19 protein-coding genes and 1 tRNA gene are annotated in these 19,393 nt (G+C 65.4%); 14 read left to right on the top strand and 6 right to left on the bottom strand.

The window, feature by feature from the left end; genetic code table 11:
- The first annotated feature begins 25 nt into the window (after window positions 1-25).
- A complete protein-coding gene (locus QH195_RS11310; protein ID WP_280423036.1) occupies window positions 26-361 on the top strand; it encodes a WXG100 family type VII secretion target in 336 nt (111 codons plus the stop codon).
- Window positions 362-394: 33 nt separating this feature from the next.
- Window positions 395-700: a WXG100 family type VII secretion target gene (locus tag QH195_RS11315; protein WP_280423035.1), complete on the top strand. Its 306-nt coding sequence runs from the start codon at window positions 395-397 to the stop codon at window positions 698-700.
- A 61-nt stretch (window positions 701-761) separates the two neighbouring features.
- Here the strand turns inward: QH195_RS11315 and QH195_RS11320 are convergent, their stop codons facing one another.
- The 4 genes from QH195_RS11320 to QH195_RS11335 all read right to left on the bottom strand — a co-directional run bounded on the left by QH195_RS11320 (window position 762) and on the right by QH195_RS11335 (window position 5,984).
- Window positions 762-1,928: a DUF7373 family lipoprotein gene (locus tag QH195_RS11320; protein WP_280435315.1), complete on the bottom strand. Its 1,167-nt coding sequence runs from the start codon at window positions 1,926-1,928 to the stop codon at window positions 762-764.
- 21 nt (window positions 1,929-1,949) lie between these two features.
- Window positions 1,950-3,512 (bottom strand): serine/threonine-protein kinase, encoded by a 1,563-nt coding sequence (locus QH195_RS11325; RefSeq protein WP_280435316.1) that lies wholly within the window; start codon window positions 3,510-3,512, stop codon window positions 1,950-1,952.
- Window positions 3,513-3,635: 123 nt separating this feature from the next.
- Window positions 3,636-4,856: a DUF7373 family lipoprotein gene (locus tag QH195_RS11330; protein WP_280435317.1), complete on the bottom strand. Its 1,221-nt coding sequence runs from the start codon at window positions 4,854-4,856 to the stop codon at window positions 3,636-3,638.
- A 9-nt stretch (window positions 4,857-4,865) separates the two neighbouring features.
- Window positions 4,866-5,984: a DUF7373 family lipoprotein gene (locus tag QH195_RS11335; RefSeq protein WP_280435318.1), complete on the bottom strand. Its 1,119-nt coding sequence runs from the start codon at window positions 5,982-5,984 to the stop codon at window positions 4,866-4,868.
- A 351-nt stretch (window positions 5,985-6,335) separates the two neighbouring features.
- Between QH195_RS11335 and QH195_RS11340 the strand changes: the two genes are divergently transcribed.
- From QH195_RS11340 to QH195_RS11380, 9 genes are all read left to right on the top strand, one after another.
- Window positions 6,336-7,070: a lytic transglycosylase domain-containing protein gene (locus tag QH195_RS11340; protein WP_280435340.1), complete on the top strand. Its 735-nt coding sequence runs from the start codon at window positions 6,336-6,338 to the stop codon at window positions 7,068-7,070.
- A gap of 145 nt (window positions 7,071-7,215) precedes the next feature.
- Window positions 7,216-8,499: a phosphopyruvate hydratase gene (eno, locus tag QH195_RS11345; protein ID WP_280423029.1), complete on the top strand. Its 1,284-nt coding sequence runs from the start codon at window positions 7,216-7,218 to the stop codon at window positions 8,497-8,499.
- An 8-nt stretch (window positions 8,500-8,507) separates the two neighbouring features.
- The gene (locus tag QH195_RS11350; RefSeq protein WP_280423028.1) at window positions 8,508-9,101 is read left to right on the top strand and encodes an FtsB family cell division protein; all 594 of its coding nucleotides are present in this window, start codon (window positions 8,508-8,510) and stop codon (window positions 9,099-9,101) included.
- Window positions 9,098-9,619: a DUF501 domain-containing protein gene (locus QH195_RS11355; RefSeq protein WP_280435319.1), complete on the top strand. Its 522-nt coding sequence runs from the start codon at window positions 9,098-9,100 to the stop codon at window positions 9,617-9,619. Before QH195_RS11350 ends, QH195_RS11355 begins: the two co-directional genes overlap by 4 nt.
- A gap of 52 nt (window positions 9,620-9,671) precedes the next feature.
- Window positions 9,672-10,619, top strand: coding sequence for a Ppx/GppA phosphatase family protein (locus QH195_RS11360; protein WP_280435320.1), 948 nt, complete (start codon window positions 9,672-9,674; stop codon window positions 10,617-10,619).
- Between the two features lie 83 nt (window positions 10,620-10,702).
- Window positions 10,703-12,163 carry a peptide MFS transporter gene (locus QH195_RS11365; RefSeq protein WP_280435321.1) on the top strand — a complete coding sequence of 487 codons (1,461 nt, stop codon included), beginning with the start codon at window positions 10,703-10,705 and terminating at the stop codon, window positions 12,161-12,163.
- 39 nt (window positions 12,164-12,202) lie between these two features.
- On the top strand, window positions 12,203-13,681 hold the full coding sequence (locus tag QH195_RS11370; protein ID WP_280435322.1) for an amino acid permease: 1,479 nt from the start codon (window positions 12,203-12,205) through the stop codon (window positions 13,679-13,681).
- A 5-nt stretch (window positions 13,682-13,686) separates the two neighbouring features.
- Complete coding sequence (locus QH195_RS11375) at window positions 13,687-14,241, top strand: hypothetical protein (RefSeq protein ID WP_280423023.1); 555 nt, start codon at window positions 13,687-13,689, stop codon at window positions 14,239-14,241.
- Window positions 14,242-14,299: 58 nt separating this feature from the next.
- Window positions 14,300-14,373 (top strand) — tRNA-Leu (locus tag QH195_RS11380).
- A 111-nt stretch (window positions 14,374-14,484) separates the two neighbouring features.
- On the opposite strand, the gene QH195_RS11385 is transcribed toward QH195_RS11380, so the two are convergent.
- Window positions 14,485-15,333 carry an SDR family NAD(P)-dependent oxidoreductase gene (locus tag QH195_RS11385; protein WP_280435323.1) on the bottom strand — a complete coding sequence of 283 codons (849 nt, stop codon included), beginning with the start codon at window positions 15,331-15,333 and terminating at the stop codon, window positions 14,485-14,487.
- A gap of 97 nt (window positions 15,334-15,430) precedes the next feature.
- Here QH195_RS11385 and QH195_RS11390 point away from each other — a divergent pair, with 97 nt between their 5' ends.
- Together QH195_RS11390 and QH195_RS11395 are read left to right on the top strand one after the other, a co-directional pair.
- On the top strand, window positions 15,431-16,357 hold the full coding sequence (locus tag QH195_RS11390; RefSeq protein WP_432278387.1) for a D-isomer specific 2-hydroxyacid dehydrogenase family protein: 927 nt from the start codon (window positions 15,431-15,433) through the stop codon (window positions 16,355-16,357).
- Between the two features lie 182 nt (window positions 16,358-16,539).
- The gene (locus QH195_RS11395; RefSeq protein ID WP_280423020.1) at window positions 16,540-17,088 is read left to right on the top strand and encodes a DUF6069 family protein; all 549 of its coding nucleotides are present in this window, start codon (window positions 16,540-16,542) and stop codon (window positions 17,086-17,088) included.
- Between the two features lie 7 nt (window positions 17,089-17,095).
- Here QH195_RS11395 and QH195_RS11400 read toward each other — a convergent pair whose 3' ends face one another.
- Complete coding sequence (locus tag QH195_RS11400; protein WP_280435324.1) at window positions 17,096-18,121, bottom strand: NADP-dependent oxidoreductase; 1,026 nt, start codon at window positions 18,119-18,121, stop codon at window positions 17,096-17,098.
- 171 nt (window positions 18,122-18,292) lie between these two features.
- Here QH195_RS11400 and QH195_RS11405 point away from each other — a divergent pair, with 171 nt between their 5' ends.
- Complete coding sequence (locus tag QH195_RS11405; RefSeq protein WP_280435325.1) at window positions 18,293-19,303, top strand: sulfite exporter TauE/SafE family protein; 1,011 nt, start codon at window positions 18,293-18,295, stop codon at window positions 19,301-19,303.
- The last annotated feature ends 90 nt before the right edge of the window (window positions 19,304-19,393 follow it).

Genomic DNA, 19,393 nt, shown 5'->3' on the forward strand with positions numbered 1-19,393 from the left:
TCCGAACTCGTAACGAGGAGGAATCATGTCGGTAGTTGCCGATTTGGCCGCAATGGAGACCGCTGCCAAGCATGTCGAGACCGTGAACTCGCAGATCCAGTCGGAGATCGGGCGGGTCCGTGACATTGTCGCCGGTTCTCAAGGTGTGTGGGAAGGCGCGGCTGCTGCTGCCTTCATCCGGATCATGGGGGATTACGACGCGAAGGCGCAGCAGCTGAACAGTGTGCTGGCCGAGATCGCTGTTCAGATCCGGGAGAACGGCCGGGGCTACGACGCGCAGGAACAGGCGAACCTGGCGGCCCTGAACTCTGCGGGCGCCTCGGGTGACCTCGGTGCACCCGCATCCAGCTTGAATATCTGAACCCAGCCGCCACATCAGACTTAAGGACATTCCATGTCGAAGGTGAATTACTCGAAGGACCAGCTGATCGCGATGGCGGGTGACCTTCGCGCTGCGAAGGGTCGCTTGTCCGAGACGCACCAAGAGCTGCTGGGGTATGTGAACGGCCTGGTTGCCCAGTGGGAATCCGGAGCCCAGCAGGCCTACCTCGATAAGCAGACACGATGGAATAACGCCATCGAGAACCCCGCCGACAACTCCGGGCTTCTTCCCATCATCGAGGCTATCGCAAAGGTAGTCGAAGACGGCGCCATCGATATGGCGACAACTGATGCGCAGAATGCCGCGAAGTGGATGTGACGTCATCCTGCCGATAGTCCTGTGCCTCGAGCCCAACCGCTTGGGGCACAGGACTTTATCGTTACTGCGGTGCCTCGTTCAGGAGGAGATACTGCGCCGCGGTCTTCTGATGTAATTCCTGGATCTGGGTAGCATCCTTGATGTAGGCCGAATAGCGGCCATTGGTGAAGTAGCAGGCCAATGACTGGGTTTCTTCCGGATCTTCGACACAGTGCGCCGACGGCAACCCCGGAGGGGCTTCGACCGGGTGGAGCTCAGGCGCCAATTGTGAGATGAAGAAGGCTTTCAGTCGGTCTGCCGCTGCGGAATCACTCGTCCGGTAGATGGTGGCGCCGGCATCGCCGCCGGCCAGAGAGAGAAGGTCGACCCCGGCGTCTTCGAAAGCCCGCTTCGTCAGATCGGGGCGTTCGGAGAGGTGGAGCGCAACATCCGGTCCGATTGCCACCTCGGGAACTTTTTCGCCGGCCGGCAGCGTGAATCGAATAATCTCTTCATTCTCGACTGGAAGTTCATCGAGCTGCTCGGCAGGTGTCGGCCGATAACCCTCGAGGCGTGTGAATTGCTTATCCAGAACAGCTTTTGCGGTTTTCGTCAACGGAACTGGATCAGGCGGTATATCGACCCCCGGTCCAACTTCGATCTCGACCAGGTATTCACCTCGGCCGATCCAAGCGTAAATTCTATCGTACTGGCCGAGGTATGCTCTTGCGCTGGGGTAGTCAGGGATGGAGATAGGACCCTTCGGCGGGTATTTCCCGTTCAAATAGTGATCGGCGAGGTAGTTCGCTGCATGGGTTGCTTGGTCAGGCGTCGAGTACCGCAGGACTGTAAGAGTTACGGCACGCCCGTGCAGTTCGTCTTCCCTACGCTGCCCCCTGGTCTCCCAGCCTACGACAAAGCCGGGGGCGTCTACTGTGAAGTTTTCAGTGAACTGCGGAGGGTTGAGTTGTGTGAATAGATTCTGCTGATTTATTATTCGGCCGAATACCAGCTTCGGTTCGGTTTCCATGATCAAGGGGACGAACTTCGCCAATCGAAGTGCTTCCTGAGCGTCGATGTTCTCGGGTTTGCGTACCTCTTCGGCCGTCCGTGGCGAAGTCCGGTAGTTTCCTGGCTGCAGTGCTGAAACATCGACGACCGGTGCGCTTTCGGTCTCCTGTCCGCAGCCGGTCGTCACGGCTGTCGCGACGGTGGCCACTGCGACCACAATTTTTTTGGGCCACTTCATGATATTTCCCCCTGTTCTGGATCAATCGACGACATTTGCGATGGCTGGAACCAGCTTGTCGACCATCGCTGCCGGTGATTGATCGGTCCACACCTGAAAACCTTGCACGGCGTTTATGTCATCGATAACGACAATCTTGGCCGACGAAGTAAGGAACTCGTTGGGTAATCCGCCCAGGCCACCGTTCCCTGCACTGTTGTCGGATCGCGAAACTATGATCAAGTCGAGTGGTTGCGGAAGATCGAATGCGGCGAGTGACAGGTCGCGGGGCGACTTCTCGTTCTTGAGCGGAAGATATTCGTCACTGTAACGGAAACCGATATCTCGCAGGAAGTTTGCCTGTGGAGATCCGTCGAGCGCCACGGAAAATATGGAATTCCCGTAATTGAAAGCCGCTACGGTTTTACCCGCGAACTCGGGATGTTCGGAGCGCACCTTGGCCAGATCTGCCCCACCCGCGTCTCGGGGATTTCCGCGCGATACCGCGAAGACAGCACCGACGGCGGCAAGAACAGCGACAATGGTGACCGCGGCGAAGACGAATATTCTCCGCCGCCTTTCGACGGCCGGTGGTCGGAGATTGTGGTCAGGGTACGAGTCCCGCGGTTGTGTGACAATGGATCCCTGATTGCCGGGAAAACTCGGGACACTGGGAAAACCGCTGGTGTACGGGCCGCCCGTGGTCGAATAGCCGGAGTGTGGCGTGGTATTGCCCCCGGCCCGAGGGGGGTACAGGGGTTGTCCGAAAAGCGCTGCCTGTGCTTCGTTTACGAACTCGCCGCAGGTGTTGTATCGGTCGGCGGGATCCTTCGCGAGGACCTTGGCGAAGACGTGGTCCAGGGTGGACGGCAGGTCCGGGCGTACCGACGAGATGGGCGGCGGCGCTTCGTTCAGGTGGCCCATCATGACTACGGCCGGCACCGTCGAGGGGAACGGGTTCTGGCCGGTGAGCAACCGATAGAACGAACACCCGAGGCTGTAGATGTCGGACCGGTGGTCGAGCGGCTGCCCCAGCAGCTGCTCCGGAGAAGCGTAGGCCACGGTGGCCATGAATTTGCCTGTAGCGGTGAGGTCTTGGCTGTCGTTGACAGACTTCGCCACGCCGAAATCTGTCAGCAGGACCCGCTCCTGTTCGTCCTCCGCGGAACGGGAGAGCAAGAAGTTGGCCGGTTTGATGTCTCGATGAAGCAAACCGCGGCGGTGTGCGTAGTCGAGGCCTTTGCCGACCTCGGCGATGATGTGCATCGCCCGCTGCGGCGGCATGAAGGCGGGGCCTTGGCGTGCCTCGTCGGCGGCATCCGCGCCCGGCACGTACTGCATCGCGATCCACAGCCGGCTGTCTTCCTCGCCGCGGTTGTATACCGAGACGATATTGGCATGGTCCAGGCCGGCGGTGAGGTTGGCTTCGCGTTCGAAGCGGGCGCGGAACTCCGGATCGAGGGACAGTTCCTCACTGAGGACCTTGATCGCGTCCTGACGGGGTAGGCTGGGGTGCTGTCCCAGGTACACCGAACCCATACCGCCACTGCCGAGTACGCGTACGATGCGGTAGCCACCGATAACGGCCCCGGGCGGTAACGCCATCTCTACCTCCTGTGGTTCGACCGCCCGGGTAGTGAGCAATCGTTCTATCGGGCATCGTCGAACAGATCCTGCCCCATGGCTCGCGTTGCGGCACGGCGACCTCGATGCTCGCTGCCATGCCGGTTACCTACTGTTGGCCAGGATCGCGTATTGCGCGGACGTCGACTGAAAGAGTTCCGGTGAGGGCAGATCCCCATAGCCCGTGTCATCGACCAGCGCGACGTAGCGGTCGTATACCACTACGCAGTAATAGGGCTCGAACATCAGACTGGTCTCGTCGCGCTGAACGCAACGGGCATCGGCAAGTCCGGGAGGTCCATCGATCTCCTTGTCGTACTTGCCGGGGCGGGCGAGTACGTTCTGCAGGGCAAAGGCTTGAGGAACTCCTGCCGTTCGGTAGACGATGGCGTTGTTGCGGGCTACCAGATCGACGCCGTACGCGTTGTAGTCCGGAATTGCCGCCGCGTCGTACTCCCAATGGAGATGGGCTGCCGCGGAGAAGGCGCCGGAATCGTCGAACGCGGTGCGGTTCTGATACTCGTTGGGCAACGCCAGGTTCACGATGCCTTCCGGGTTGGTGGGTAGGTCCAGCATCTCGTCGGGAGGAGTCGGGGTGACATCGTTCAAGGCAGCGGACTGTAGGTCCAGAATCTTTTTCAAACGTTCACGCGTCTGGTCTATTTCGGTAGCCGGTGCCTGGATGCCCGCGACGATGACATACGGGCCGTGGGCAGCGTAGAGCTGTGCTCTCTGCTGATCCGGTGAGATGCCGGCGTAGGCATCTTCGTACCCGGCCGGTTCGACCTTCTGCCGGGTGGGGGACTTGGACTCGGTAAACGCATTGAATTCGGCGGCCGCTGTGCGAGCGTAATGATCGTTGCCGAATCGCATGAGACCGATAACGGTGTCCTTGAGATTTCTGAGGCTGTTGTTGGATCGGCCTGTCGCCACGCCCGAAACGAAAAAGTTCTTGTTTGCGATGGGGACGAATTCCTCGGGTGTCAGATCGTTCAAGGTATCCGTTCCCTCACGGAGGATCGACGTCTCTCGGAGATAACGGAGATCGGGATCCACGGTGTAAGGCGAGATCAAGAAATCCAGCATCCTGCGTGACTCGAGAGCGTATATGTCCCAGTCGGAGCTGACTTCGACTTCGAATGGTGTCGGCTCGGTGGGGAAGGTGCCGTAATCCAGCGTGGCCAGGTCGACGGGGCTCATGCCGGGTTCGGGATACCCGGAAACTTCCTGCGAGCACGCGGTTGCCGTCCCAGCAGCCAGAATGGTGATCAACGCCGCGGTCAGGCAGCGTATCGCATGCGTGGTTCTCCCCTTGGCGACTTTCACTGTCTCCCCCTATCTTGCAAGCAAGGCATACTGAGCCGAAGTCTTCTGGTGTAGATCCTGAATCTGTGATCCTTCTACCTGTGCGAAGAACGTTCCCGTCTGAAATAGGCAGAAGTTGGATGGCCTCGTCTCGTATTCCTCGAGTTTTCTGCTGTAGCAGTGGACCTGACCGGTGTCGAAGCCGTCGGGGGTTTCGATCGGCGTGGATTCGGTGGACTCCGTTTTCGGCTTGAAATTGGCCAGCAAAGCTTCCGCGCCCTGGACGGAATCGCTTCGCATTACTACCGATTCGGCCATTCCGATGGCGGAAATCTGCCCCTGCTCGAGAAAGTCCAGGCTTTCTATTCCGCTGAGCGCGAACAGGGCCCCGCGCCCACGGAAGGTCCCGGCCGGTCCGGTTGTGGCAATCAGTGATTCGGATTTCGGGAGCGTCAATGCCAGTACGTTGTCCGGATCTAGTTCGACATCGTTCAGGCGTTCGGCGGGCGTAGGCTCGAATTCGTCGAGCAACGGCAACTGGATATCGAGCAAGGCTTCGGTGCGGTGCACCATCGCCGGCAGGTCGGCCCTGCCCGATAGATCGTTGTACTTGATATACGTGACATAACGGTCGTGGCTGGTCCAGCTTCCCAGCGAGGTAATGCCAGGCCGCCAATGCGCCTTGGCATGCGGATATTCGGGGAGCTGGACCGGCCGGTTGTCGGTGTTGAAGGTGAAATCGTCGTGTTCGAGCCCGACTGCCACGGATTCGGCCGTCGCAGCGTCCGGGAACATCAGGACCGCGATGCTCATCTGCTGCGATGTATCGACCTCACCGCCGGTCGACCATGTGTGCACCCAGCCTGCCACCAGCTCGGCCGCGACCTCGTCGAAAGTATCGTTGATCACCAGCGATTGCATATCTCGGCGGTCGAGTACGACCGGTCCACCCATTCCCATCATGCGCGTGACGTACGCGGGATCGGCTTCGAACGGCAGGGCAACAAAGTCGCCCAAACGCTGCGCTTCGCGGTAGCGGGCCGCATCTTCATCCGCTGCCGTTCCGTATTCCACTGGTTCTATCGGGTAGTTCCCCACATCGAGATCGGCAAGATCCGGTGCCGCGCGGACGGCATCGCCCGGCACCACCGAACCACAACCCCCGACCGTCGCCGCCAGGATCCCAGCCGCCAGTATCGCGCGAAATCTGCGCAGCGGAGTATGTACTGGTCGGTGCATGGCGGCCCCCTACGATCGCGATCTCGCGGAATCGTACTGCACCTTTTGTACCGGAAGTGGACAAGTCCCGGCGTATGGCGGCCGACCAGCATTGATGTAGTCGGTTGACAGCCAAGGTGTTCCGCGGGAGCCGCGGGCCGTCCGGTACCGGAGTCCGGCAGCGTTCTGCGCCGGCAGGTGCAGGTCGATAGCCGCCCTGGCCAGGTGGGACACCGAACACAATCCGCGCGGTACCCGACCGGCGACCCACCGATCTGGATGATGGATGGTGTGCGTTCCCGCAGGTACGGCGTTATCGCCGCTTCGATCGTCGCGTTGTTTCTCACCGGGTGTGGGGTGGGTGAGGAGCTCGTGCCCATTCCCGAGGGGACCCCACCCGGCCCCGGGGCGCCGGTTCCGGTGATCGATCTCGATGCTCCCGGCCGGACCGCGGCCTTGTTGAACGGGTGGGCGGTGGAGCATGCGGATCGGCTGGAGATGCCGGTGGCGGCGTTGGAGGCGTACGGGTACGCGGCGGTGGTGATGGGTAGGTCGCGGCCCGAGTGCGGTATCGCTTGGACGACACTGGCGGGGATCGGGAGTGTGGAGAGCGATCACGGTCGTCATCGTGGGGCCGAGGTGGGGGAGGACGGGCTGGTGCAGCCGGGGATCATCGGGATTGCGCTGGACGGGTCGCCAGGAGTGGCGGAGATCCGGGATACCGATGGTGGGCGGTTCGATGGGGATACGGTTTTCGACCGGGCGGTCGGACCCATGCAGTTCATTCCGGAGACCTGGCGGAAATGGGGGGTGGATGCGAATGGGGACGGGGTGGCCGATCCGCACAGTATCGACGATGCGGCGCTGACCGCTGCCCGGTATCTGTGTGTCAGCGGCGGGAATCTGCTGTCCGCGGAGGGGTGGAGCCGGGCGCTGTTCACCTACAACCAGTCGGAGAGCTATATGAAGCTCGTCCGTGACCGCGCCGCCGCCTACAGCGTGGGCCGCCGGGTCTGAGGGCGCACCGGTTGCCGTGACGTCTGCCTAGCTCGGCGCGGTGCGGGGCGGCGGATGGACTGAGTGCGAGCGGGCCCATTAGGCTCGCAATCGCACGGCTCTTCCCTGATCACACCGTGCCGACAGCCGAAGGAGTGTTGTTTTCGTGGCCATCATCGAACAGGTCGGAGCTCGCGAGATCCTGGATTCGCGCGGTAACCCCACCGTCGAAGTCGAGATCGCCCTCGACGACGGCACACTGACCCGGGCCGCGGTGCCGTCGGGTGCGTCCACCGGTGAGCACGAGGCCGTGGAGCTGCGGGACGGCGGGGAGCGCTACCTGGGTAAGGGGGTGCAGAAGGCGGTCGAGGGCGTGCTCGACGAGATCGCGCCGGCGGTGATCGGGCTCGACGCTGTCGAACAGCGGACCGTCGACCAGGCGCTGCTGGATCTGGACGGCACCCCGGACAAGTCCCGGCTGGGTGCGAACGCGCTGCTGGGTGTGTCGCTGGCGGTGGCGCGGGCGGCGGCGGAGTCGTCGGGGCTGGAGCTGTTCCGCTATCTCGGCGGGCCGAACGCGCATGTGCTGCCGGTGCCGATGATGAACATCCTCAACGGTGGCGCGCACGCCGATACCGGTGTGGATGTGCAGGAGTTCATGGTGGCGCCGATCGGGGCGCCGACGTTCAAGGAATCGCTGCGCTGGGGCGCGGAGGTCTATCACGCGCTCAAGGCGGTGCTGAAGGAGAAAGGTCTGGCCACCGGGCTGGGTGACGAGGGCGGGTTCGCTCCGGACGTCGCCGGCACCCGGGAGGCGCTGGACCTGATCAGCGTCGCGATCGGTAAGACCGGGCTGAAATTGGGCCGGGATGTGGCGCTGGCACTGGATGTCGCGGCGACCGAGTTCTACAAGAACGGCGCCTACCAGTTCGAGGGTTCGGCGCGCACGGCCGCCGAGATGGCGAAGTTCTACACCGAACTGCGCGCCGCGTACCCGCTGGTCTCCATCGAGGACCCGCTGTCGGAGGACGACTGGGACGGCTGGGTGGCGCTCACCGACGAGATCGGCGACAAGGTGCAGCTGGTCGGTGACGATCTGTTCGTCACCAACCCGGAACGTCTCGAGGACGGTATCGCCAAGGGCGCCGCGAACGCGCTGCTGGTGAAGGTCAACCAGATCGGCACGCTCACCGAGACCCTGGACGCCGTCGAACTCGCGCACCGCAACGGGTACAAGACGATGATGTCGCACCGGTCGGGTGAAACCGAGGACACCACCATCGCGGATCTGGCCGTCGCCGTCGGCAGCGGGCAGATCAAGACGGGTGCGCCGGCGCGCAGCGAGCGGGTGGCGAAGTACAACCAGCTGCTGCGGATCGAGGACGCGCTGGGCGATTCGGCCCGTTACGCGGGCGATGTCGCGTTCCCCCGGTTCACCTTCGAGGACTGAGCAAGAAGATGGCGGAGCGGCGTGCGCGCGGGACCAGCCCGGCCGGGCGGGGTGACCGGCGCACGTCGCGCGCGCCGTCCCGGCGGCCGGCCGCTGAAGTGCACGGCGGTGCCGAACGGGTGCGGCGTACCACCCGCCGGTCCCGCAGCCGTACCGCGGGGGCCCGGGACTGGTCGGAACGGACCATTCTGGGCCTTTCCGCCGGTAAGGCGATCATTCTGGCGATGGTGGTGTGTGCGCTGGCGATGACGCTGGCGGTGCCCATGCGTACCTATTTCACGCAGCGCTCCGAAGCCGCCCAGCTGGCGGCCGAACGCCGGACGCTCGAGGCCGATATCGCCGTTCTGAAGGACCGCCGCGCGCAGCAGGAGGATCCGGCCTATATCCGGTCCGAGGCGCGGGACCGGTTGCGGCTGGTGATGCCGGGGGAGACTCCTTATATCGTGCAGGTCCCGGGTATCGAGGTACCCGCCATCCCCGACCCGCAGGCACCGCGCGATGTTCCGGATCCCTGGTACACCGACCTGTGGCGCAGTATTTCCGAACAACCACCCGTCGAAGAATCGGCCCCACCCGCGCCGCAGCCGGAAGGAACCAGGTGAGCACATCCGACGACCGAGATCTGCAGATCGTCGCCGAACAATTGGGCCGCGCCCCGCGCGGGGTGCTCGCCATCGCCTACCGGACGCCCGACGGTGTGCCCGCGGTGGTCAAGACCGCGCCGAAACTGCCCGACGGGACGCCCTTCCCGACGCTGTACTACCTGACCGATCCGCGGCTCACCGCCGAAGCCAGCCGGTTGGAATCCGCGGGCGTGATGAAGGGAATGACCGAACGCCTGGGCGCCGATCCCGAACTGGCCGCCGCCTACCGGGCCGCGCACGAGAGTTATCTGGCGGAGCGCGACGAAATCGAGCCGCTGGGCACCGATTTCAGTGGTGGCGGTATGCCCGACCGGGTGAAATGCCTGCACGTACTGATCGCCCACGCGCTGGCCAAGGGACCGGGGGTGAATCCGCTCGGGGACGAAGCGGTGGCGCTGGCCGCCGACAACGGGTTACGCGGGACCGCGGTACCGGCGGACTGGCCACGGTACGTGCCGTCGGAGGGCGAATCATGATGCGATACCTCGGCCGCCGCGGACCGCATGTACCAGCTTCGAAGGAGTCACTGTGACCGACAGGGTGGCTGCCGTGGACTGCGGCACCAATTCCATCCGCCTGCTGATCGCCGATATCGGCCCGGACGGCACGCTGACCGATGTGCATCGCGAGATGCGGATCGTGCGGCTGGGCAAGGGTGTGGACGCGACGGGCCGGCTCGACCCGGCCGCGATCGAACGCACCCGTGTGGCCCTGGCCGACTATGCGACGCTGATGGCCGAGCACGAGGTGCGGCGAGTACGGATGGTCGCCACCTCCGCGACCCGCGATGCGTCGAACCGGGAAGATTTCTTCGCGATGACCCGCGCCGAACTGGGCCGCGTGGTGCCGGGTACCGAGGCCGAGGTGATCACCGGTGACGAGGAGGCGCGGCTGTCGTTCGCGGGCGCGGTGGGTGAGCTGCGTCCGGCGGACGGTCCCTTCGTGGTGGTCGATCTGGGCGGCGGCTCCACCGAACTGGTGGTGGGGGACAGTGCCGGTGTGCGGGCGGCGTTCTCGGCCGATATCGGCTGCGTGCGGGTCACCGAACGGTGCCTGCACGGAAATCCGCCGACGGCAGACGAGGTGGCCGCGGCCCGCGCTTTCGCGGCCGAGCGCCTCACCGAAGCCTTCGCCCGGGTGCCGGTGGCCGGCGCGCACACCTGGGTCGGCGTGGCCGGCACGATGACCACACTTGCCGCGGTGGCCCTGGACCTGCCCGAATACGATTCGGCGAAAACGCATCTCGCGCGGATCGAACTGCCGGAACTGAACGCGGTCTGCGACCGGCTGATCGGGATGGATCACGACGAGCGGGCCGCGTTGGGCCCTATGCATCCCGGCCGGGTGGATGTCATCGGTGGCGGCGCGGTGATCACCGAGGTGCTCGCGGCCGAACTGGCCGAGCGGGCCGGTATCCGGGCGCTGGTCGTCAGCGAACACGACATCCTGGACGGTATCGCCCAGTCGATCGCCTGACTCCGGGGCGCACGCGTCAAAGTGCGATATCGGTTCGGTGCGGTATGCCGCGCGGCAGGTGTGGTTCGTGGCACAGTCGGAGGATGTCGGAAGCACCATCCACGGCGGTCCCCGGCCGGACCTTCTTCGGGCACCCGATCGGCCTGGTCAATCTGTTCGGTGTGGAGCTGTGGGAGCGGTTCTCGTTCTACGGCATGCTCACGATCCTGGGCTACTACCTGTACTACGAGACCACCGAGGGCGGGCTCGGGCTGGACCAGGACGCCGCGGTCGGTCTGGTAGGTGCCTACGGCGGACTGGTCTATCTGTGCACCGTCCTCGGCGGGTGGGTATCCGACCGGCTGATCGGGATGGAACGGACCGTCTTCTACGGCGGGGTCGTGGTGATGGCCGGGCATATCGCGCTCGCGCTCATCCCCGGACTGGCCGGGGTCGGCATCGGTCTGGTTCTCGTCGCCTTGGGCAGTGGCGCCTTGAAATCGAACGCCTCCGCGCTGCTGGGCACCCTGTACCCGAAAGGGGACGCGCGGGTCGACGGTGGTTTCACGCTGTTCTATCTGGGAATCAACCTGGGCGCCTTCGTCGGCCCGCTGCTCACCGGGCTGCTGCAGGAGGAATGGGGTTTCCACGCGGGCTTCGGGGCGGCCGCGGTCGGGATGGCGCTCGGGCTGGTCCAGTACGTGGTGTTCCGGCGCAATCTCGGCACCGCCGGCCGCGACGTACCGGATCCGCTGCCGCGCCGCGCGCTCGGCCCGCTGGCGGGGCTTTTGCTCGTCGCGATCCTGGTGATCGTGGGGGTGCTGGTGACCGGCCTGGTCACCATCGACAACCTGCCGGATATCACCACGGCGCTCATCGTGGTGGCCGCGCTCGCGTATTTCGCCGTGCTGCTCACCCACCGCCGGGTCACCGCGGTCGAACGGAGCCGGGTGTGGGCGTTCGTGCCGCTGTTCTTGGCGAACGTGGTGTTCTGGGCTTTGTTCCAGCAGATTTTCACCGTGCTGGCGGTGTATTCCGACGAACGGATGAACTGGAATATCTTCGGCTGGACGGCGCCGTCGAACTGGATCGGCTCGGTGGAACCGGTGTGGATCATCGCGCTGTCGCCGCTGTTCGCGCTGCTGTGGACGAAACTGGGCGACCGGGCACCGAGCACGCCCCGCAAGTTCGCGCTCGGTGTGATGGGTATGGGGGCAGCGTTCCTGCTTTTCGTGCCGATGGCCGGAACCACCGGTAAGGCGGTGCCGGCGCTGGTGGTGCTGTTCATCATGGCGGTGTTCGCGGTCTCGGAGTTGCTGATCTCGCCGATCGGGCTGGCGGTCACCACTCAGCTGGCGCCCGAACATTTCCGCGCTCAGATGATGGCGCTCTACTTTCTGTCGGTGGCACTGGGCACCACGCTTTCGGGCGTGCTGGCCCGGTTCTACTCGCAAGATGCCGAATTCGCCTACTTCGGGATCACCGGTCTGGTGGCCATCGCGGCCGGCGTGGTGATTGCGGGGCTGTCGTCGTGGATAACCCGATATATGTCGGGAGTGCACTAGCGTTCCCGATACTCGCGCCAGAAACACGAGGAGGCCGCCGTGACGACCCCGAAAAGCCGCAGTTCGCTGTTCCGTACCAAATCGGTGGAGCAGTCGATCCGCGACACCGACGAACCGGGCGCGAAACTCCGCAAGGAGCTCACCGCATGGGACCTCGCGATCTTCGGTGTCGCCGTTGTCATCGGCGCCGGTATCTTCACTCTGACCGCCCGCACCGCGGGCAATGTCGCCGGGCCGTCGGTATCGCTGGCGTTCGTGTTCGCCGCCGTGGCGTGCGGTCTCACGGCGCTGTGTTACGCGGAGTTCGCCTCGACCGTGCCGGTGGCCGGTAGCGCGTACACGTTCTCCTACGCCACCTTCGGCGAGCTCGCCGCGTGGATCATCGGCTGGGATCTGCTGCTGGAGTTCGCGCTCGCCGCCGCGGTGGTTTCCAAGGGATGGTCGCAGTATCTCGGGCAGGTGTTCGATCAGGGTGCCGCGGTCGTGGATATCGGCGGAGTGACCTTCGACTGGGGCGCGGTACTGCTCATCGCGGTCCTCACGACGCTGCTCGCGCTCGGCACCAAATTGTCCTCGCGCGTTTCGGCGGTGGCCGTGGCGATCAAGATCGGGGTCATCCTGCTGGTGATCATCGTCGGCCTGACGTTCTTCGACTCCGCAAACCTGACCCCCTTCATCCCGGAGTCGGTGCCCGCCGAGGAGGGGCAAGGGCTGACCCAGTCGCTGTTCTCCTGGGTGACCGGCGGCGGGGATACCAACTTCGGCTGGTACGGCCTGCTCGCCGCGGCGAGCCTGGTGTTCTTCGCATTCATCGGCTTCGATGTGGTCGCGACCGCGGCCGAGGAGACGAAGAATCCGCAGCGCGACCTTCCGCGCGGCATTCTCGGCTCGCTGATCGTCGTCACCATCCTGTACGTGGCCGTGACGGTGGTGCTGACCGGGATGGTGCCCTACACCGAACTCGCCGGTGATAACGCCACCCTGGCCACCGCCTTCGAAATCCACGGCGCCACCTGGGCGCACCGGATCATCTCCATCGGCGCGCTGGCCGGCCTGACCACCGTCGTCATGGTGATGCTGCTGGGCCAGACCCGGGTGCTGTTCGCCATGTCCCGGGACGGTCTCACCCCGCGCTGGTTCGCGAAAACCGGTTCGCGCGGTACTCCGGTGCGGATCACGATCACCGTCGGCATCGTCTGCGCGATCCTGGCCGGCTTCGTGGACTTCGGCACGCTCGAGGAAATGGTGAACATCGGCACCCTGTTCGCGTTCCTGCTGGTTTCGATCGGTGTGGTGGTCCTGCGGCGCACCCGCCCCGACCTGCCGCGTGGTTTCCGCGTTCCGTTCGTGCCGTGGGTGCCGATGCTGGCGGTGCTGGCCTGCCTGTGGCTGATGGTGAATCTTTCCGTGGAAACCTGGCTGCGTTTCGTAGTCTGGATGCTGCTCGGTTTGGTGATGTACTTCGCATACGGCCGACGGCATTCGCTGCTCGGCAAGGCCGCTTCCGAACAGAGGTGATGGCGATGCGTCTACCGTGGCGGTGGTTCCGGCGCCGGGACGAACCGAACGTCTACGAACCACAGCGAACCGATGCCTCGGGTACAGAGCTGGTGGTTGAGTGGATCGACGCGGTTACCACCGGCCTGGCCACGGCCCCGCCCGGACCGCCCGAAGCGGCTCCGGCCAGGGTCTGCGACGGTATGTTCACGGCCGCGACGATCGTCGCGGTACTCATCGACAAGATCGCCGACCGCACCGAGTACCGGGTCGCGAACAACCGCTGTATGGCCTCGGCGGTGGATTTCATGAAGGTGCTCGGCGAGGACACACTGCGCCGCTACCGAATCGACGGGGTGCAACCGGTGGGCTGGGAGAACCTGGGCCCGGAAATGGACGAGACGCTGATCGCCCGCCGGCTGGGCCGGCTGGGCGAGGCGCTGCAATTGGCGTTGCTGGCAGTGACCACCGATTATGATCTGTCGGACGATGTTCGCGAGGCGGCAGAGGAATCGGGTTTGCTGGCGGCGGACGTACTGGTCGAGGCCTGTCAGGCGATTCAGACAGATCCCACCATGTGACCCACTTGCGCCGGGTATTCCGGTACGGGTGTACGAGTCGGTAGTGTGTGGTCCGCACGCCCCCATAGCCCAATTGGCAGAGGCAGCGGACTTAAAATCCGCCAAGTGTGGGTTCGAGTCCCACTGGGGGCACCGCTGCGCCGCAGGTAGGTCGGTGTTTTCTCCGGCAGTAGCGGTGCCGGATCCCAGTTCGGTCCGCAGCGAGTCCGCGGCAGCCGGTGCCCCGCGAGGCGCGGGCGGCGGTCAAGGTTTCGGCGCACGGCCCTGGTGCTGTGGGGAAGATATGGGCCGCTTCCTGTACACCCCCCGGCCCACCTGCAGGTAGGCGAGGCGATCGGCGGCGCGGGTGCTGAAACGCCGGACGGTATCGAAGACGTGGGCGTCCTTGCCGATGACGACCCGGCCCTTTCCTTTGGTCGTCGCGTCGACCATACGGCGCGCGACGTTCTCGGGTTTCGCCGCGAAACCCTCGGCAAGTTTCTCCGGCGCCCCCATCTGCTGGGAGACCTTGCGCACGAGATCGGTCCACACCGTTCCGGGCAGCACCGTGGTGACGGTGACGTTCGAGCTGCCGCGAAGGTCCTGCGCCAGCCCGTAACTGAACAGCGCGAGTGCCGCTTTGGATGCGCCGTACACCGCCGAGCCCGGAAACGGGGCGATCGCCGACAGGCTCGAGGTGTTCATGATGACGCCCGCCGGGCGTGCCTCTAGGTGCGGGAGGAAGGCGCGCGACATCCACACCGCACCGAAGAAGTTGACACGCATCAAGGTTTCGATCCGGTCGTCGCTGATCTCGGCAAGGGTCTGCAGGTTCTGCGGGATTCCGGCGATATTGAACAACCCGTCCACCTGACCGTGTGCGGCGAGCACGATGCCTGGGAACGCGGCCACGGCGTCACGGTCGGCGATATCGAGCCGGTGGGTGGTGAAACGTGTGGGATCCGCGGCCAGTGCCGCGGTGCGGGCCAGGGCCTGCTCGTCGAGGTCGGCGCCGGCCACCATCGCCCCGCGGTCGATCAGTTCCAGCGCAACGCATCGCCCGATACCGTTTCCGGCTCCGGTGACGACGAAAACGTTTCCCGCGACCTGCATGTTCGATCTCCTGATTGTTTCCTGGACAGCTGTCCGAACGTATCAGCAGAGTCGCGCACGGTGTGTCGTCATCCCATGTATCGGGCATAGTCGGGGTGTGCGGAACACGAATGCGCCTCGAATCCATCTGGGTCCCGATCACGAGACCGCCCTGGCCGCTGGAATCGAGCGCGGCGGCGGCGTCCTGGTCCCGCTCGCCGATGCGGACGCGGTGGTCTGGGCGCAGGGTCCGGATACGTTCCCGGCTCGGCTCCCGGATTCGGTCCGCTGGGTCCAACTGCCCTCCGCCGGTATCGAATCGTGGCTGGCGGCCGGACTCGTGGACAACCGGCGGGTCTGGACCTCCGCGGCCGGCGCGTACGCCGGCAGTGTCGCCGAGCATGCGACGCTGCTGTTGCTCGCGGGGGTGCGCGGCCTCGCCGAACAGTCGCGGGCGACATCCTGGCGCAAGGCAGAGTTCGATGCCCGCGTAGGCACCCTGCGCGGCGCGACGGTGGCGATCGTCGGCTGTGGCGGTATCGGCCGCGCGATGATCCCGCTGCTCACCGCGTTCGGCGCCCAGGTTCTGGCGGTGACCCGGTCCGGTGTCCCGGTGCCCGGTGCGGCAGAAACCGTCGACGCGACCCGGACCGCCGAAATATGGTCCCGGGCCGATCATTTCGTGATCGCTGCCCCGGCGACCGCGGATACCGAGCATCTGGTGGACGCGGAAACCCTGGCGCGGATGAAGCCGACGGCATGGATAGTGAATGTGGCGCGGGGTGCGCTCATCGATACCGATGCTCTGGTGGCGGCACTACGCGACAACACGATCGGCGGCGCCGCGCTCGACGTCACCGACCCTGAGCCGCTACCCGGCGATCACCCGTTGTGGACCCTGCCCAAGGCGCTGGTCACACCGCATATCGCCAACCCCGCCACGGGGCTCTCCAGGGCACTGGCAGATCATGTCGCGGCAAACGTCGAACGCTTCGCGGCCGGGGAGCAACTGCTCGCGGTGATCGATACCGAGCGCGGCTACTGAGATCCGGTCCGGTGCTCTGCTCTCCGATGCGGGGCGGCGAAGGCACCCGGGGGATATCGGTCGAGGTCGAGCGTGGTCGCGGGACGATCGGTGGTTGTTCCCGGCAGCACCGCCGTGATTTCCGGCGACATGCCTGCCCGATTCGGGTGGGCGCCCGGGCCCGGGCGGGGTAGTTTCTGCCTATGACGGATCCGTCGTACAACTATGGACGGCAGGACCCTTACCGACAGGGTCACCAACAACAGCCGGGATACCCGCAGCAACCGGGTTACTCCGAGCCGCCGGGTTATGCGGAGCCGGCGGAGCCCAAAATCAATTTGGGCCGGCTGTGGGCGGGCGGACTCGGCACCGCTGTGGTGGTGGCCCTGGTCATCGTGGTCGCCATCATGCTGGTGCGCGGCATCCTGAACATCGCGGTGCTCTCCCCGGAGGGCGCGGGCGCCTACGGCACGGTCTCGACCACCTCGTACGCGATAGCCGGCGCCGCCGCCGCGATCGCCGCCACCGGCCTGCTGAACCTGCTCCTCGCGCTGATGCCGAATCCGCTGCAGTTCTTCTACTGGATCACGGGCCTGGTCACGGCACTGGCGGTCCTGCTGCCTTTCACACTGGTGGCCGGGCTGGACGCCAAGATCGCCACGGCCGCGATCAACCTGATCGCCGGGCTGTGCATCATCACGCTGCTGGGGTCGATCGGGGCGGGCGCCGTCGACCGACGTCAGCAGTACTGAGCAAGGGTTACTCCGCCGGCCGCACCCGGACCAACTGTTTGCCGAGGTTCGCCCCGTCGAACAGCCGTTGCAGGGCGGTGGGAGCCTGCTCCAGGCCGTCGACGATATCTTCGGCCCAGCGTAGTTCGCCCGCGGAAACCCACCCGGCCAGCCGGGCCAGTGCCGCCGGGAAGGCTTCGGCGTGGTCGAAGAAGAGGAAACCCTCCATACGGGCGCGGCGAAACGCCAGCTGCATGTAATTGGCCGGGCCGGTTCCGTAACCGTCGGCGGTGTAGCCGGAGGAGATGGAGCCGCACAGGGCGATACGGGCATGCACGGCCAGATTGTCGAGTGCCTGTTCCAGGAGAACGCCGCCGATATTGTCGAATACCGCGGTGAGACCGTCCGGCGCGAATTCGCGTAGCCCGGCCCGGACATCGCCGGTGCGGTAGTTCAGGCAGGCGTCGAACCCCGCGGTCTCGCGTACCCAGTCCGCCTTCCGGGCCGACCCCGCGGTACCGATCACTTTCGCACCGGACAGCCGGGCGATCTGCCCGGCGAGCGAGCCGACACTACCGGCTGCCCCGGTGACCAGCACGGTATCGGCCTCCCCGACCCGCAACACCTGGTTCACCCCGATATAGGCGGTCAGTCCGCTGACCCCGAAAACCGTCAGCATATGGCGGGGTTCGATACCCGGCGGGACCGGATTCACGCCGAAAAGGCCGGTGGTGCGCGCGACCGCGTACTCCTGCCAGCCGAGTTCGCCGTAGACCCACTGCCCCTCCGGCAGCTCCGGGTTGCGCGATTCGATCACCTGGCCCACCCCGCTACCGCGCATCACGGCACCGATTTCCACCGGCCGGATGTAGGTCTCTGCCGGGTTGAGCCAGGTGCGCTGGGTGGCGTCGATACCGAGCCAGACCACCTCGATCAGCGCCTCGCCGGCCGCCGGGACCGGCCGGGGCACGGTCTGCGTGGCGAAGGTGGTGGCGGTGATTCCGGCGGCAGGCCGGTCCCGGAGGATTATCCGGCGGCAGGTACGGGTGGGCACCGGCCAGTCTTACCAGGCGTGGGAGATCTCGCCGAACGATTTTCCGGTGAACCCTGTGACCTGCTGGTATGTCACGGCGTAGGGTTGAATTCACGGTGATCGCAACCGGTGCCAGGACGGCGCGCGCGTCGTAACCTCGGATCTCCGGTCCAGGTTCGGGAGCACACCGTCATGATCAAGTTACTTGTTTTCACCCTCGTGGGTATCGGCGCGCAGATCGTCGACGGCACGCTCGGGATGGCCTTCGGCGTCACCGCGACGACGCTGCTCGTGCTCAGCGGTACGGGTGCGGCGCACGCGAGCGCGGCCGTGCATTTCGCGGAGGTGGCGACCACGCTGGCGTCGGGTATCTCGCACTGGCGGTTCGGCAATGTGGACTGGAAGATGGTGCTGCGGCTGGGCGTGCCCGGCGGTGTCGGCGCGTTTCTCGGCGCGACCGTGCTCTCCCGGATCTCCACCGAGGCCGCCGCACCGGTGACCGCGGGAATCCTGCTGGCGATCGGCGTGTTCCTGATCGTCCGGTTCTCGTCCCGGCCGCCGCTGGAGCTCGCCGCGTCGGAGAAGGCCGCGCACTCCGCGAAATTCCTGACCCCGCTCGGCCTGTTCGGCGGTTTCATCGATGCCAGCGGCGGTGGCGGCTGGGGTCCGGTCACCACCAGCACACTGCTGACCACCGGCCGGGCGGCGCCCCGCCGGGTCATCGGTACGGTGAGCGCCTCGGAGTTCATCGTCTCGGCGTCTGCCAGTGTCGGGTTCCTGCTCGGCCTCGGCTCGGAATTCTTCGACAATCTGCTGATCATCGCGGGCCTGGCGCTGGGTGGTGTGCTGGCCGCGCCACTCGCGGCGTGGCTGGTGAGCCGGGTGGCGCCGGCGGTGCTCGGTACCGGCGTCGGCGGTGTGCTGGTGCTGACGAACGCGCGCACGCTGTTCAAGAGCTTCGATATCGAGGGCGCACCGCGCACGATCGCCTACGTGGTGATCGTGGTGGTGGCGGTCGCGCTCACCGGCTATGCGTGGCAGAAATCCCGTACGGCGCGCGCCGCCGCGGCAGCCGCGGATCCCGAGACCGGCGCCGACGAGACCCCCGAAGCTCCTGCCGGCAACGCTGAGCCGGTGCGGACCGAATCCCCCTCGCCTGACAACGCGGGAATCACCGAATCGGCGGAGGCGCCGGTCAGGTAGTGCTCCTCGTCAGCCGGGATAAACCGGCAGAGTTCGGCGCCCGCTCCCGGATCGAACGGAAGCGGGCGCCGAACTCTGCGCCGGATGTCG

Origin of the sequence: Nocardia carnea, assembly GCF_029868855.1 — a bacterium.
In the GTDB taxonomy this organism is placed as follows: domain Bacteria; phylum Actinomycetota; class Actinomycetes; order Mycobacteriales; family Mycobacteriaceae; genus Nocardia; species Nocardia carnea_A.